Annotated in this window: 13 protein-coding genes; 1 reads left to right on the plus strand and 12 read right to left on the minus strand. The window is 65.6% G+C overall.

The genetic code is table 11. The annotated features are described in order from the left end of the window. Positions 1-64 precede the first annotated feature (64 nt). Entirely contained in the window at positions 65-2,590 is a 2,526-nt protein-coding gene (locus tag V7Q53_RS21855) for a membrane-bound PQQ-dependent dehydrogenase, glucose/quinate/shikimate family (protein WP_333831000.1), read from the minus strand. A gap of 213 nt (positions 2,591-2,803) precedes the next feature. Here V7Q53_RS21855 and V7Q53_RS21860 point away from each other — a divergent pair, with 213 nt between their 5' ends. After that, positions 2,804-3,400: an exopolysaccharide biosynthesis protein gene (locus tag V7Q53_RS21860; protein WP_333831001.1), complete on the plus strand. Its 597-nt coding sequence runs from the start codon at positions 2,804-2,806 to the stop codon at positions 3,398-3,400. A 5-nt stretch (positions 3,401-3,405) separates the two neighbouring features. Here the strand turns inward: V7Q53_RS21860 and V7Q53_RS21865 are convergent, their stop codons facing one another. From V7Q53_RS21865 to V7Q53_RS21915, 11 genes are all read right to left on the minus strand, one after another. Then, on the minus strand, positions 3,406-4,716 hold the full coding sequence (locus V7Q53_RS21865) for a type II toxin-antitoxin system HipA family toxin (protein WP_333831002.1): 1,311 nt from the start codon (positions 4,714-4,716) through the stop codon (positions 3,406-3,408). Next, entirely contained in the window at positions 4,716-4,967 is a 252-nt protein-coding gene (locus V7Q53_RS21870) for a helix-turn-helix domain-containing protein (protein WP_333831004.1), read from the minus strand. The genes V7Q53_RS21865 and V7Q53_RS21870 overlap by 1 nt, the downstream gene beginning before the upstream one ends. Positions 4,968-5,051: 84 nt before the next feature. Further along, positions 5,052-5,927 (minus strand): ABC transporter ATP-binding protein, encoded by an 876-nt coding sequence (locus V7Q53_RS21875; protein ID WP_333831005.1) that lies wholly within the window; start codon positions 5,925-5,927, stop codon positions 5,052-5,054. Next, on the minus strand, positions 5,909-6,733 hold the full coding sequence (locus V7Q53_RS21880) for an ABC transporter ATP-binding protein (RefSeq protein WP_333831007.1): 825 nt from the start codon (positions 6,731-6,733) through the stop codon (positions 5,909-5,911). Before V7Q53_RS21880 ends, V7Q53_RS21875 begins: the two co-directional genes overlap by 19 nt. A 3-nt stretch (positions 6,734-6,736) precedes the next feature. After that, positions 6,737-7,564, minus strand: coding sequence for an ABC transporter permease (locus V7Q53_RS21885; RefSeq protein ID WP_333831008.1), 828 nt, complete (start codon positions 7,562-7,564; stop codon positions 6,737-6,739). Next, on the minus strand, positions 7,561-8,484 hold the full coding sequence (locus tag V7Q53_RS21890) for an ABC transporter permease (protein WP_333831009.1): 924 nt from the start codon (positions 8,482-8,484) through the stop codon (positions 7,561-7,563). Before V7Q53_RS21890 ends, V7Q53_RS21885 begins: the two co-directional genes overlap by 4 nt. Before the next feature lie 78 nt (positions 8,485-8,562). Continuing rightward, positions 8,563-10,113, minus strand: a complete 1,551-nt coding sequence (locus V7Q53_RS21895; RefSeq protein ID WP_333831010.1) for an ABC transporter substrate-binding protein — start codon at positions 10,111-10,113, stop codon at positions 8,563-8,565. Between the two features lie 62 nt (positions 10,114-10,175). Beyond that, entirely contained in the window at positions 10,176-11,600 is a 1,425-nt protein-coding gene (locus tag V7Q53_RS21900; RefSeq protein WP_333831011.1) for an amidase, read from the minus strand. 106 nt (positions 11,601-11,706) lie between these two features. Beyond that, complete coding sequence (locus V7Q53_RS21905; protein ID WP_333831012.1) at positions 11,707-12,615, minus strand: proline iminopeptidase-family hydrolase; 909 nt, start codon at positions 12,613-12,615, stop codon at positions 11,707-11,709. A gap of 129 nt (positions 12,616-12,744) precedes the next feature. After that, complete coding sequence (locus V7Q53_RS21910; RefSeq protein WP_333831013.1) at positions 12,745-13,341, minus strand: amino acid transporter; 597 nt, start codon at positions 13,339-13,341, stop codon at positions 12,745-12,747. Positions 13,342-13,458: 117 nt separating this feature from the next. Next, positions 13,459-14,217, minus strand: a complete 759-nt coding sequence (locus V7Q53_RS21915; protein ID WP_333831014.1) for a helix-turn-helix transcriptional regulator — start codon at positions 14,215-14,217, stop codon at positions 13,459-13,461. Between the last annotated feature and the right edge of the window lie 334 nt (positions 14,218-14,551).

Here is a 14,551-nt window from a genome sequence, read left to right on the forward strand (position 1 = left end):
TTGTCGCGTTTGTTCGTCGGCTGCGTCTGATGTGTTTTTGTGTGAGCTGGGGGGGGGCGTGCGGTCAGTTGCCGGGGGATTCCGGCAGGGCGTAGGCGATGAAGTAATCGCCGATCGGGGTTTCCATGAAGTTGTGGCCCCCGGCGTTGATCACCAGATACTGGCGCCCGTTCACCTCATACATCGCGGGGCCTGCCTGACCGCCGGCGGGCAGCGCCGCCGACCACAGGGTTTCGCCGCTGTCGATGTCGATGGCGCGGATCAGGTCATCGGTGGCCGCCGCGATGAACACCAGCCCGGTGGCGGTGATCACCGCGCCTGCGTTGTTCGGTGTGCCGATCTCGAACGGCAGAAACGACGGCAGGCCGAAGGGCCCGTTCTTGCGCGCCGTGCCAAAGGGGCGGTCCCAAAGCACTTCGCGGGTGTTCAGGTCAATCGCGGTGATGCGGCCATAGGGCGGCTGGGTGCACAGAAGGTCGGTGAAGGGCACGCGCCAGCCCGCGTTCACCTCGATCCCGAAAGGGGTGTCAGCCTGCGGCGAGATGTCATCGGGTGCATTATCCGCAGCGCCGGGTTCATCGACCGGAACGATGCCAAGCGCATCCACCTCTTCGCGCGGGACAAGGCGGTTGCGATTGGCGGTGTTGTTGTAATTGGCCACCATGATCATGCGGTCGGTATCAATAGCCACGCCGCCCCAGTCTGACCCGCCGTTATAGCCGGGATACTGAATCCACCAGTCGGTGGAGGGCGGGGTATACATGCCCTCGTAATAGCTTTGACGGAACTGGATGCGGCACCAGAGCTGGTCAAGCGGGCTCATGCCCCACATGTGACGCTCTTCGAGGTCCGGTTGCAGCAGGTTGGGAAAATCGACCACGAAAGGCTGGGTCGGTGACAGGTTTTCAGGCTCGACACCGCCCTGCGGCACGGGCCGGTCCTCTACCTCGACCAGCAACTCGCCGGTGCGGCGGTCAAAGACCCAGAACATGGATTGCTTGGTGGGCAGCACCAGCGCGGGAACCGTACCCTCTGCCGTGGGGTAGTCAATCAGCGTGCCCTGTGAGCCAAGGTCATAATCCCAGACATCATAGCGCACGGTCTGATAGTGCCAGACGGGCTGGCCGGTGGTGACATCCAGCGCCACAAGGGCGGTGGAATATTCATTCTCGATGTCCGAGCGCATGCCGCCCCAATAATCAACCGAGGGAACGCCATGCGGCAGATAGACATGCCCCAACTCATTATCACCTGAGGCGATGGTCCAGACATTGGGGGTGCCGCGGGTATAGGTTTCCCCCTCAGGCGGCAGGCCGGTTTCGCCCGGGCGGCCCATGTCCCAGGCCCATTCCATCTCGCCGGTTTCGGTGTTGTAGCCGCGAACAACGCCCGAGGGTGCATCGCGGCGCTGGCCGTCACGCACCTGCGAATGCACAACGGCGATGTTGCGCACAATGGTGGGGGGTGAACTGGGGGCATACCAGCCCGGCGCGGTATGGCCGATGCCTTCCTCCAGATTGACGATGCCGCCGGTGCCGAAATCTTCGCAGAGCTGCCCGGTGGCGGTATCGATCGCCATCAGCCGTGCATCCAGCGTGTTCATCAACACGCGCTCAAAGCAGGCATCATCTGCCGTCAGTGTGGGGGACTGGTAATAGGCAAGGCCCCGGCAGGTGGCGTTATAAGGGATCGCATCCAACGAGACTTCGGGGTTGTAGCGCCAGTTTTCCAGCCCGGTGGCGGCGTCCAGCGCGATCACCTGATTCATCGCCGAGCAGATCAGCAGCTGATCGCCGATCTTGAGCGGTGTGTTCTGGTTGGAGAAGCTTTCGTCGCCCGGCGGCATGTCGCCCGTGCGGAACTCCCAGACCACTTCCAGATCGGCGATATTGTCGCGGGTGAACTGGTCCAGCGGGGTGTAGCGCGTGGCGTGGTTGTCGCCGCCATAGGCGGGCCAGTCGGCGCCGGTTTCGGCCATGGCATAGTCGATGAGCGGTTCTGCGGGTGCCTCTGCGGGCGCTTCTTCGGGCTGGGTGGCGTCTGGCAGTTCCTGCGTCTGATCTTCCGGGGCTTCGGGCTGGGGGGAGGTTTCAGGCTGGGGCGTGACACCCGGTTGCGGGGTGGTCTGCGCCAGCGCCGCGCGCTCACCCGGCGCGAGCAGCCATGCGCCCGCGAGTGCTGCCAGAAGCCCGATTGCCAGCATGGTGCCGCCGTGCCGGGAAAGGGTGGCGCCGCTGCGGCGCAGGTGCGGGATGGTCAGCAGCACCAGCACCAGCACCAGCGTGGGCGCGACAAGGCGGGGAACCTGTGCCCAGGGGTCCATCCCGGCTTCCCAGAATGCCCATGCGAGGGTGCCTGCGAATACCGCGAGGTAAAGCCAGATGCCCGCCATCATCCGCTCGATCAGCAGAATGCCCGTGACCAGCAGCCCCAGCCCGGCAAGCATGTAATACCATGACCCGCCAAGCGCGATCAGCCAGATACCGCCGGCAAAGAGGACGATGCCCAGCACGATCAGGACAAGGGACAGAACAACGGTGTACCAGAAGAGGAAACCTCGCCTTCTGCGGGGGGTTGCGGGCGGCGCCATCGAGTCTCTCCTGCTGGTTTGGGTTTGAAACAACCGCGAAACGGTGGCTAAGTTCCCTTTCCGGCCTGTATTGCCGCGCCTGACCGGCGGAAAAGGGAACCGCCTCCGCGGGCGGGGGTTGCTGTGGGGCAGGGCGATGACCGGAAAGTTTCAGGAGGCTTTGATGCCTGCACCATTCAGACCTGTGCCGGAAGCCCTTTGCAGGACATTGCCATGAGTGCCGGGCCGGAAAGCGGCGGGGTTCACAGCCTTGGTGCGCTGGTGTCGCGGCTGCACGGCGTCACCGGGCAGGAGCGGGTGACGGTGGAGGATATCGTGGCGGCGGTGGGGCAGGGGAGCCTGCAGGCGATGCTGCTGGTGCCCGCTTTTCTGGCGGCGACGCCGCTTTCGGGCATTCCCGGCCTGTCGATGGTCTGCGGCATTGCGATTGCGCTGATCGCGTTCCGGCTGCTGCTGAACGGTGACCGGCTGTCGCTTCCCGGCTGGATCGAGCGGCGCTCGGTGCGAGGTGAGGCGTTGGGCAAGGCGCTGACGAAAGCCGCCCCCGTGGTGCGCTGGTTCGACCGGCATACGCGGCCCCGGATGGTCTGGCTGTTTCATCCGCCGATGATCTGGCTGCCGGTGGGGTTGTGCCTGATATCGGGGCTGATGATGCCGCTGCTGGAGTTCATTCCGTTTTCCGCCTCGCTTGCGGCCCTCGGTGTCAGCCTGCTGGCGCTGGCGATGCTGACGCGCGACGGGGTGCTGTTCCTGATCGCGCTGAGCCCCTATGCGGGGCTGGGGATGCTGGCGGGTGGCGCGCTGATCTGAGGGCCTCAGCCGGTGCCGAGTGCTGCGCGCCGTGTCAGGACGGCGGTGCTGACGGTGTGGTGCAGCGCGGGCGGAAAACCCGGGGGCAGGGCGCTTTCCAGCGCATCCAGCGCGCTTTGGGCGGTGTCGGCGACCTCAGCCAGCAGGGAGGCGGTGCGCGCGCGTGACAGGCCCGCGCGCTGCGCCGTTTCAAGGAAGTGGCGCCCGTGGATCTGGTCAATCCGGTAATGCCGCCGCGTGCCCGCCGACATCGCCAGCCGGAACTGCCCCTGCCCGATTTGGCGGGCGGTGAGGGCGGGCTGGGCGGTGAGGATGTCATAGAGCGGTGTCATCCGGTAGCTGCCGCCGGGGTTCAGGAACAGGCTGAAATTCTTGGCATGTCCGTCTGTTGCGCCGATCAGCCAGAAGATGATCTGCGCGCGCAGAAAGGTGTCCTGATCCTGCGTCGCGCGGTCGCTGCCCTGCAACAGGCGCAGCACATCGGCCATGCCCGGCCCGCCGTCGCTTTGGTATTTCAGCACCGGCGGCACCGACAGGGCCTGACAGCAATCTTCCTGCGGCAGGCGCAGCAGGCGGCCATCGGCTGTCCAGCGGCGGTCAAACCGCTCAACCACCAGCGCAGTTACCGGGCCGAACTGCGCGATCCGGGCGGGGTTGACGGGCAGGCCGAAGGCGGCGGCAAGCTGGAGGCAGTAGAATTCATTCTCGACACTCTCAGACAGGTCGATTCCGCCCGGCAGCGCGCCGATCCGGGGTTTGAGCAGGTGGGTGGTGGGCGTGGTGCCATGCGGTTTCAGCCAGCGGCCCTGATGGAACAGAAGCGCGGTTTTCTCCTGTGCACCGGCGAGGGAAATGCGGAACGGGTCTTCGCGGGTCAGGCCAAGCGGGGCGAGGGACAGGCCCTGCAACAGCCGCCCGATCGCCGCGTCATCGACGGGCTCGCCGGTCAGGGTGCTGGTGGTGTCCACCTCGGGCGCATCGCCTGGGATGAACTGCAACGCGCCCACGCAATCGGCGCCGATGGCGGCGAGCAGACTGTAGGCATCGGTGCCGCGCGCGCCGACCTTTTCAGCCACCATACGGCGCAGCCCCTCAGAATCCGGCAGCAGGTTTTCAAACACCGCGATGACCGGCGCGCCCCGGTAGGCCATTTCGCGCAGCGGCAGCGACAGCGAGACCGGCAGCGCGTGTTCCCAGCCCAGCCAGTCACGGTGATAGGTGAAACCCGTCGCGCCGCTGGATTCGCGCGTCAGGGTGCCGACGCGGCGGTTGTTGAGATAGACGCGCAGCGGCGGGTGGGCCGGGCGGCGGCCCATCAGAAGATATCCTCGATATCCTGCGCCTGACCCTGCGCGCGCGGACCGATGCGGAACTCAAGGTCCAGCGCCGCCAGAACCGCCAGAAGCGAGTCAATCCGCGCGGGGTGCTGGCCGGTTTCGATGGCCGAGATGGTTGCCTGCCGCAGCCCCGCCTGCGTGGCGAGGTCACTCTGCGTCCAGCCGCGCTGATGGCGGGCGCGGGCGATGGCGGCGCCGATCTGGCGGGGGGAGCGGGCGAGTTGGGTCATGCGCGGATTATGCGCCAAGGCGGATAATCCGTCAATATGCGCTGAAGCGAATAAATTTTATTTATGCGGTAAGACGTATAATTGCTATTCCTGGCGCACCTGATGCGTGGGGCTGACCGCCTCCAATGGCCCCGGCGTAGCGGATTTCGGCTGCCAGGGGAACAGCCGCGCGCCGGTGCGCCGCCGCCCCACACGCGGCACGGCCTCCAACAGGGAGCGGGTATAGGCGTGCTGGGGGTTGCCGATCACCTCGTCAGCGGTGCCGACCTCAACCACCTGACCGCGATACATCACCGCGATGCGGTCACAGATGCGGGCGACTACGGCCATGTCATGCGAGATGAACAGATAGGCGGTTTCACCCTTCAGATCTTCCATCAGGGCGATGATCTGTTCGCGGATGGTGACATCAAGCGCTGAAACCGGCTCATCCGCCACGATGACCGAGGGGTTGGTGGCGATGGCGCGGGCGATGGCGATGCGCTGGCGCTGGCCGCCGGAAAATTCATGCGCGTAACGGTCTACCGTATCGGCGGGCAGGCCGACACGTTCGATCAGGCGGGCGGCGAGGGCGCGGTTCTCGGCGTAGCGGGTCTGGCCGGAGGGGCGCAGGGTTTCATGGATCTGCCGCCCGATGGACAGGCGCGGGTTGAGCGAGGCATAGGGATCCTGAAAGATCATCTGCACCTTTTGCAGCCGCGCGCGGCGTTGCGCGCGGGGCAGGGTGGCCAGATCAACCCCTTCGTGCAGCAGGCGGCCCGATGTCTGCCACTCCAGCCCCGCGATGATGCGGCCCAAGGTGGACTTGCCCGAGCCGCTTTCACCGACAATGCCCAGCGTTTCCGCCCGGCCCAGCGACAGGCTGACGCCATCCAGCGCCATGGCCACGCGGCCGTTGACATGGAACGCGCGCGTCAGATCCTGCACCTCGACCGCCGGGGTCATGTCCGGTTGAGCCATGCCTGCCCCCTGTCGGTCAGCGCGCGTTCCAGCCCCAGATGCGAGGCGATGAGCGCGCGGGTATAATCCATCTGCGGGTGGTGGATGATCTGATCGACCGTGCCCTGCTCAACCGCCTTGCCATATTGCATGACCACCACGCGGTCAGCCACCTCGGCCACCACGCCGATATCATGGGTGATCAGCAGCACCCCCGCGCCGGTGCGGTTGCGGATGCCGACCAGCAGTTCAAGCACCTGCGCCTGCACGGTGACATCCAGCGCGGTGGTGGGTTCATCGGCGATCAGCACCGCCGGCTCCAGCGTGAGGGCGGCGGCGATCATCACCCGCTGGCGCATGCCGCCTGACAGCTCATGCGGGAAGCTGCGCATCACGCGCTCAGGCTCGTTCATGCCGACATCGGCCAGCGCCTGAAGCGCGCGGGCGCGGGCCTCGCTGCGCGAGAGGCCGCGATGGCGGATCAGCCCTTCGGTCATCTGGCGGGAAACCGGCAGGACGGGGTTCAGGCAGGTCATCGGCTCCTGAAAGATCATGCCGATGCGGGCGCCGCGCACGTTTTCCATCGCCCGGCGGCTGAAGCGGGCAAGGTCATCGCCTTCGAACAGGATGCGCCCGCGCAGTTGCGCCATTTCGGGCAGCAGCGACATGATTGCCAGCGAGACGGTACTTTTGCCGCTGCCCGATTCACCCACCAGCGCGACGATCTCACCGGCGTTGAGATCAAACGAGATGCCATCGACGGCGGGGGTGCCTTCAGCACCGTAGGCCACGCTCAGCCCTTCGACCGAGATGAGGGGTTCGGCCATGACTTACCTCCGCCGCGCTTTGGGGTCGGTCAGGTCGCGCAGGCCATCGCCGATCAGGTTGAAGGCCAGCACGGTCAGGCAGATCGCCAGCCCCGGGAAGATCAGGATCCACGGCGCGCGGTTGATGTAGTTGCGCCCTGACGCAAGGATGGAGCCCCATTCAGGCGAGGGCGGCTGCACCCCCAGCCCCAGAAACGACAGGCCTGCCGCCGAGAGGATGGCCGAGGAGAAGCCGATAGAGCCCACCACGATCAGGCTTTGCAGGATGTTCGGCGTGATCTGCACCGCCATCACCCGATGCGCCCGCGCGCCCGAAATCCACGCGGCCTCGACATAGGGTTTGGCGTGTTCGACCGCCGCCAGCCCGTAGGTGATGCGCGCGTAAAACGGGATCAGGCTGATGGCGATGGCGATGGTGGCGTTGTTCACGCCCGGCCCCATGAAGGCCACCAGCGCCAGCGCGATCAGCGTATCGGGGAAGGAATAGAGCACATCCACCACCCGCAGCAGCGCTGATTTCAGCCGGGGGCCGCAAACCGCGATCACCAGCCCGAACAGCACGCCCACTGACAGCCCGATCGCCACCGCGACCAGCCCGATGCCCAGCGAAAGCCGCGTGCCGGTCAGCACCCGGCTGAACAGATCGCGCCCCAGCTCATCGGTGCCGAACCAATGCGCTGCCGAGGGCGGGGTCAGGCGGGGGCCGACCGACATGCGCAGCGGGTCATAGGGGATGATCCATTGCGCGCCGACGGCGGCAATGACGACGAAGGCCAGAATGAACAGCCCGGTTGCGGTGCCCCAATGGGTGAAAAGCCTGCGCAGGGTCATTTGCGGCGCACCCTCGGATCAAGGACGCCATAGAGGATATCCAGCGCCGTGGTGACCGCGACGATGGAGATGGCGAAGACAACGATGAAGCCCTGCACCAGCGGATAATCGCGCTGAAGCATGGCCTGAATGGCAAGGCGGCCGATGCCGTTCCATGAAAACACGTTCTCGGTGATGACCTGCCCGCCCAGAAGATGCGCAAAGACCAGCCCCACCACCGTGACGATGGATATCAGCGCCGGGCGCAGGGCGTGGATGAACAGCACCTGACTTTCGCGCAGGCCCCGGGCGCGGGCGGAGCGGATGTAATCTTCGCGCAGAATGTCGATCAGGGCAGAGCGGGTCATCCGCGCCACAAGCGCGCTGTTGACGATGCCCAGCGTCATGGCCGGCAGGATCATGTTGCGAAAGCTGGTGCCGGCGACCGGGAACCAGCCCAGTTGCAGCGAGAACACCTGAATGAAGGTCAGGCCCAGCCAGAAGCTGGGGATGGAGACGCCCAGAATGGCGATCAGCATCACCACGAAATCACCGGCCCGGCCCCGGTTGACGGCGGCGACAAAGCCCAGCGGAATGCCGATTGCCAGCGCCACACTCAAGCCTGCGCTGGCCAGTGCGAAGGTGTTGGGCAGGCGTTGCAGCAGAAGGGGCAACACGGCCTCGTTGCCACGGATGGTGGTGCCGAGATTGCCCTGAAGCACGTTGCCCAGATAGATGAAGGTCTGTTGCCAGACCGGCTTGTCCAGCCCGTATTGGGCATTCAGGCGCGCGATATCCTCCTCGGTGGCGGAAACCGACTGCGCCAGCATCGCCGTGACCGGATCGCCGGGAATGATATGGATCAGGAAGCCGGACAGGATGATCACCACCACGATGGTGATGGCCGCCGTCAGCAGGCGTCTGAATATGTAGCCAACCAAGCGGCCTTCTCCTGTTTGGGGGATGGCCCGGGCGCGACGGGGCGCCCGGGCCTTTTTTCCTTGTCACACCCGGCGAGGTCAGCCGCCGAGGGACACGTCGTTGAAATAGAGCGCTGCGGCAAAGCCGGTGCGGAAGCCGGTGATATGCGACCCCGAAGCCCAGAGCCAGTTCCAGCCCGGCGACACCAGCGGCACCGCATAGACATTCTCCAGCAGGTATTGCTGCGCTTCCTGAAGCTTGGCCACCCGCGCCTCACCCGACAGGACGCGCTGTTCGGTCAGGATGGTATCCAGCGGCTCGCCGATACCCATGTTGATGAAGCCCGGGGTGCGCCACAGATAGGTCAGATAGTCACTGTCCACGCCCGACTGCCCCATGGTCCACAGCACGGGACGCCCACCCTCGGCGATGTTCTCGTTGCGCATGTGGTCAAAGAAGGCGGCCACTTCGCGGCTTTCGATCTCGGCGTTGACGCCGATTTCGCGCAGGTCCTGCTGCATGATCTGGTGCATCTGGTCAAAGCCGGGCAGGGCATGGACCGACAGCGTGATCTCCAGCGGGCTGGCGGTGGTGTAACCCAGCCCCTCCATGATCGCGCGCGCGCCATCGGGGTCATAGCTGACACCCCATCCGGCGCACAGCTCCAGATCAATGCCCACAAGGCCGGGCGCGGCGGGGCAGGTGGTGGGGTTGACCAGCCCTTCATAGGCGATTTCGGCATAGGCGTTGCGGTTCATCGCCATGCCAAGCGCGCGCCGCACCTCGACATTGTCAAACGGCTCACGCCGCCAGGTGAAGGCCGCGACAACCTGCTGGCCCGACAGATCGGAAATATAGACGTTGAACGCCGGGTCAGCCTGCATCGAGGCGGCCTCTTCCAGCGAGGGTTCGGCCATATCGACCTCGCCCGAGCGCAGCGCGGCCATCCGAGCCACGGCCTCAGGAATGACCTGCACCACCAGCCGATCGATATGCGGGCGACCGGGGTTCTGCACCAGCGGGTTGAAGTTCTGATACTCGTCATTGGCGACAAAGGTCATGCGGTCATTGCGCACCCAGTCCACCAGCCTGAAGGCCCCGGTGCCGACCGGGGTGTAGCTGCCGTCAGCGGCAATGGCGCTCTGACACATCATCGGCGTGGAGTATGAGCCGAGGTAGGACAGGAACGGGCCAAAGGGTTCTTCCAGCGTGACGGTGACGACATTGCCCTCGGCGCTGACGCTTTCGATCGGCCCCCAGTTGGCGCGGCGCGGGTTGGCTGTTTCAGGGGCCAGCGCGCGGGTGAAGGACCAGACGACATCATCGGCGGTGAAGGGCGCGCCGTCATGGCAGGCAACCCCTTCGCGGATGGTGAAAGTGTAGGTCAGGTTATCGTCCGACAGGCTGTGCTCTGTTGCCAGACCGGGGTTCACGCCGCCGGTTTCATCCAGCGTGACAAGCGTGTCATAGATCAGCCCGGTCATCTGGCTGGATTGGGTGGTGGAGACCTTGTAGGGGTCAAGCCCGTCAGCATCGACGCCGCGCGCAATGGTCAGCGTGACCTCCTGCGCGAGGGCGGGCAGCGCGATAAGGCCGGTGGTCATCGCCAGAAGCGCGGCGCGACCGAGGCGGCAGGTGGGGGTGGTCATGGTGTCTGTCTCCCGTTGATTATGTTTATGGTGACGGCGGTTGCGGGGCGGGGCCTGAGCGGTCAGGCCTTGACGGAAACGGGCGGGCGTTTTGCCGCCCAGGGGCGCGCGGATTCAAGCTGGCTGGCAAGGCGGAACAGCAGCCCTTCGGCGGCGGGGGGTGCGGCGAACTGGCAACCGACCGGCAGGCCATCAGCATTTCGCCAGAGCGGCACCGACATCGCCGGAGAGCCGGAGACGTTGAAGGAATGGGTGTAGGGCATCCAGTCCAGATAGGCGCGGTAATGCGCTTCGGGCGTGACTGTCAGGTCAAAGCTGCCCAGCGGGACGGGCGGTTTGGCGAGCGTGGGTGACAGATACAGGTCGAACCCGTCAAAGATGGAAAGCACCGCCTGCGCCAGCCGGTGGGTGCCCTGAATGGCCTCGATATACTCTACCGCGCTGATATCGTTGCCAAGTTGCACGATATCCCAGATGACCGGGGCGAAATCTTCCCGCGTCAGCGGGCGGCCCTGAACGCGGGCTTCGGCGCGCATGTCGGCGGCGTATTCGGCGTTGATCAGGCGGTTGAAATGCTTCCAGCCATCCGGGGGCAGGGGCAGGTCGGCGGGAATGCAGGTATGGCCAAGCCCCTCCAGCAGCGCCACGGCATCCTCAACGGCGGCGAGGCAATCGGGGTGGGTGGGGGCACCGTAGGGCGCGCGGGTGGAGACGGCGATGCGCAGTTTGCCGGGGTCGCGGCCCAGCTCGGCGGTGAAATTGCCGCCTGCGGGACTGTTGTAGAACTGGCCCGGGGCGGGGCCTGCGGTGGCGTCCAGCAATGCGGCGCTGTCGCGCACGCTCCATGTCAGGGCATGTTCGCACAGCATGCCCATCCAGCGGTCGCCATCGGGGGCGGCGGGGTTTCTGCCCCGGCTGGGTTTGAGGCCGAACACCCCGCAGCATGAGGCCGGAACGCGGATGGAGCCGCCGCCGTCATTGCCATGCGCCATCGGCACGATCCCCGCCGCCACCGCCGCCGCCGACCCGCCTGAGGAGGTGCCGCTGGTATAGTCCGCTTTCCACGGGTTGTGGGTGGGGCCGTGGGCGCGTGACTCGGTGCTCCAGTCCATCGCCAGTTCGGGCACAGTGGTTTTGCCAAAGATCACCAGCCCGGCCTGTTTGTAGCGCCGCGTCAGCTCGGTATCGGCCTGCGCCGGGATGTTGCCGCGCGGTGCCCAGCCGGAGCCGGTGGGCTGGCCCGCGTAATGCGCCGTCAGATCCTTGAGGAGGAACGGCACGCCGGTGAACGGCCCCTCGGGCAGCCCGGCGCGGATTGCGGCGCGGGCCGCATCCTCAAAGGTGGCGACAACGGCGTTGAGCGGGCCGTTCACCGCCGCCACGGCGGCCAGCGCGGTATCGAGCAGGTCATCCGCCGTGACCGCGCCCGCCCTGACCAGCCCGGCCAGCGCGGTGGCATCATGCGAGACGTATTCATCAGGGGTCATGGCGGAGGGTCCGGACGTCAGGGGCGGGGACGCAAGGGTGGCCTTGCGCAGTTTAAGCGGCCCGGCCCCTGCATCAAGCTATCAGAACTGAGGGGGCGGGCGGGTTTCAGGCGGTATCGCGGCTGCGCAAATAGGCGGAAACGGTCTGCATACAGGCGTCGCGTTCCTCATAATGCGGCATGTGGCTGGAATGCGGGAACACCACCCATTCGTTCTGCGCGATCCGCTCGGCAAAGGGGCGCACGCATTCCGCCGTCGCCTCATCATGCGCGCCCGAGATGATCAGGGTGGGCACGGTGATCAGCGGCAGGCGGTCTTCGACCGTCCAGTCTTTCAGCGTGCCGATGACATGGAATTCGTTGGGGCCGTTCATGGTGCCATAGACGGTGGGGTCTTCGTCCATCGCGGCGAAGGTGCGCTCCACCTCAACCGGCCATGGGTCAAGGCGGCAGACATGGGCCTGATTGAACACCTCGGTCGCGGCCAGATACTCGGGATGCCTGAAATCGCCGGTCTTCTCATGACGCAGCAGGGTTTCATGCACGCCGCCGGGCAGCGCCTTGCGCAGGCGGATCGATTCAGCGACCCATGTAGGCATCGAGGCCGGGGAATTGGCGATCACCAGCGCCTTCAGCCCCGCAGGCTGGCGCACCGCATGCTCCGCCCCCAGCATCCCGCCCCATGACTGGCCCAGATACGCGTAGCGGTTCTGGATGCCCAGATGCGCCAGCAGGTTCTCCAGTTCCGCCAGAAACAGGTCAATCGTCCAGAAACCGGCGCCCTTGTCGCGCAGGCGGGTGGAGGCACCGCAGCCAAGCTGGTCATAATGCACCACCGCGCGACCATCGAGCGCGGCCAGATCGCGGAAGCTGTCAACATAGCTGTGCGTGCAGCCCGGCCCGCCGTGAACCACCACCAGCGGCAGCGGCCCGGCGTTCAGATCGCCGATAACCCGGTACCAGGTCTGCCAATCGCCGAATGGCGCGAATCCTTCCTGAACAGGCTTCTCTGACATCGCGCCCCCCCGTCTGCGTTGCATCTGCGTCAGGCTAGGCGCAAGGCGGCGGGCGGGGCTAGCTATCAGAACTGGGGGGGGGGCCTGAAGGACGGCAGTCCGGGAAGCAGCCCGGTTTGCAGTGCTCACTTACAGACGCGCTATCCATTCATGCCCGGGATGCAGGGCCTCCAGCCAGAGGCGCAGATCAAGCTTTTCCCGGGAATTGAGTTTGGGGAGCGCGGCCTCAAAATCGCGCTCGTCTTTCTCTCTGCGATGCTTTGCCTTGAAGAGCAGAACGTTGGCCGGTGCAAGATAGGGAATACCCGCTTTGTTCCGTCGAACAGCGACCGTTCTGGGCATTCGGATCGCTTGATCACGTTTGTATGCCCAGACTTCGGGTGTTCCCCGCTCCACCATCATGTCAACGCGCCAGAAACCTGCGGCCATGTCCGCGCCCCAGAGCTGCCACAGGCCTGCTGCCGGCGTGGCGTTTGCGGCGAGGTGGGAAAGCCTCCCCTCTCTGACTTCAAAGAAATCCAGCTCGGACAAGATCTGGCGGCAACCCTCTATACCGGCAGGCAGAACGGCGAATTCGAGATCTTCATGCGCCCGCGTCTGATGGTCGTGCCACAGGTCCAGAGCCCAGCCACCGACGACATACCACTCTGATTTCCAGTGTCCGAGGCGTGCGTGCAGCTCATCCGGCGACCACGCATTCCAGCAATCTTCCGGGAGAGGGTTCATACAGAGGACCAAGCCTGGATGGGGAGGTTTCAGGCGCCTTTTGGGGCAGGGTCCGCTTTGACGCAAGGGGCGCCCGGCGATCCTTCCGGTCTTGCGCTCAATTTCCAGAGGCCGAGCCTAGATAAGCCCGTGGCGGGTGGCCAGCGTAACAGCATGCACCCGGTTGCGCGCGCCCAGTTTGCGCATGGCGGCGTTGATATGCATCACCACCGTCGCCTCAGCCCGGTCAAGCGCGCGGCTGATCTCTTTGGCCGAAAGCCCCTCGGCGGTCAGCAGCAGGCATTCGGTTTCGCGCGGCGTCAGGTGCGGTATGGCGCGGGTGGGTTCAGGCGCCAGAAACTCGGCGGCGGACTGGTGGAAAAGCTGCGCCAGAAGCGAGAGCGCGGCGATGCAATCCCCTTCGCCATGGTCCCACAATACGCGGCGGCCCAGCCCCACGCCGGTCACGGTGGCAAAATCGCCGCCGGGCAGGTGAATGGGGATGGTCACGCCCGAAAACACCTCACGCTCGCGCAGGAACTGGCAGACCGGGCGGGTTTCTTCGGTCAGATGCGGGGTGATCACCGATTCGACGGTGTCATCATAGCTCCAGCAGAAAGGAACGGTGGTGGTGACGGCCACGCGCTGGACCGGGTCAATCTGGAAATAGCTGCCCGCGAACCACAGATCGCGCATGCCCTCATCGACATTGCGCAGCGCCAGCAACGCCGGGTCGCGCACCGTGCCGCGCTGCTGGTGGGGTGCGGCGGGGGTGAAATCATAGATCATCCCGTCAAAACCAAGGCCCGCGACATGGCGGAACGCCTCATCCACCCGCGCCTCAAGGCAGGGTTGCGCGGCAAAACCGGCGCGGATTGCGGTGACATCATCCAGCATGCTGACCATCCGGCTGCGGTGGCGCCCCTGCGCCCCCTGTTCACCGATGTTTCCCCTGGCAGGACCGCCCTCAGGAAGCGAGACGGGAACCGGGGCAGGTTAACGCGCTGGCGGCGTCTGTCAAATCCGTTCGCGCGGTGGGGTGTAAATGGTATGACATTTCCGGCCCGGGTGGGGGCGATCATGCCATCTGCCGGATTTTTCAGCAGGCGGGGGCAGGGCAGGGGCAGAGTGTGGGGCTGTTCATCTTTTTCGATCAGCCGGGCCTCAGCCCGCCAGCAACCCCAGCGCCATCAGCCCCAGCCCGGCCAGCGCCGAGCCGCAGAGCACCGTG

Origin of the sequence: Pararhodobacter sp. (genome assembly GCF_036802785.1) — a bacterium.
Lineage (GTDB): Bacteria > Pseudomonadota > Alphaproteobacteria > Rhodobacterales > Rhodobacteraceae > Pararhodobacter.

Coding starts and splice junctions, on each gene's coding strand:
- V7Q53_RS21885 (WP_333831008.1), bottom strand. CDS start 7,564: ATGACCCTGCGCAGGCTTTTCACCCATTGGGGCACCGCAACCGGGCTG.
- V7Q53_RS21870 (WP_333831004.1), bottom strand. CDS start 4,967: ATGACCCAACTCGCCCGCTCCCCCCGCCAGATCGGCGCCGCCATCGCC.
- V7Q53_RS21860 (WP_333831001.1), top strand. CDS start 2,804: ATGAGTGCCGGGCCGGAAAGCGGCGGGGTTCACAGCCTTGGTGCGCTG.
- V7Q53_RS21875 (WP_333831005.1), bottom strand. CDS start 5,927: ATGGCTCAACCGGACATGACCCCGGCGGTCGAGGTGCAGGATCTGACG.
- V7Q53_RS21880 (WP_333831007.1), bottom strand. CDS start 6,733: ATGGCCGAACCCCTCATCTCGGTCGAAGGGCTGAGCGTGGCCTACGGT.
- V7Q53_RS21905 (WP_333831012.1), bottom strand. CDS start 12,615: ATGTCAGAGAAGCCTGTTCAGGAAGGATTCGCGCCATTCGGCGATTGG.
- V7Q53_RS21900 (WP_333831011.1), bottom strand. CDS start 11,600: ATGACCCCTGATGAATACGTCTCGCATGATGCCACCGCGCTGGCCGGG.
- V7Q53_RS21915 (WP_333831014.1), bottom strand. CDS start 14,217: ATGCTGGATGATGTCACCGCAATCCGCGCCGGTTTTGCCGCGCAACCC.
- V7Q53_RS21910 (WP_333831013.1), bottom strand. CDS start 13,341: ATGAACCCTCTCCCGGAAGATTGCTGGAATGCGTGGTCGCCGGATGAG.
- V7Q53_RS21855 (WP_333831000.1), bottom strand. CDS start 2,590: ATGGCGCCGCCCGCAACCCCCCGCAGAAGGCGAGGTTTCCTCTTCTGG.
- V7Q53_RS21865 (WP_333831002.1), bottom strand. CDS start 4,716: ATGGGCCGCCGCCCGGCCCACCCGCCGCTGCGCGTCTATCTCAACAAC.
- V7Q53_RS21895 (WP_333831010.1), bottom strand. CDS start 10,113: ATGACCACCCCCACCTGCCGCCTCGGTCGCGCCGCGCTTCTGGCGATG.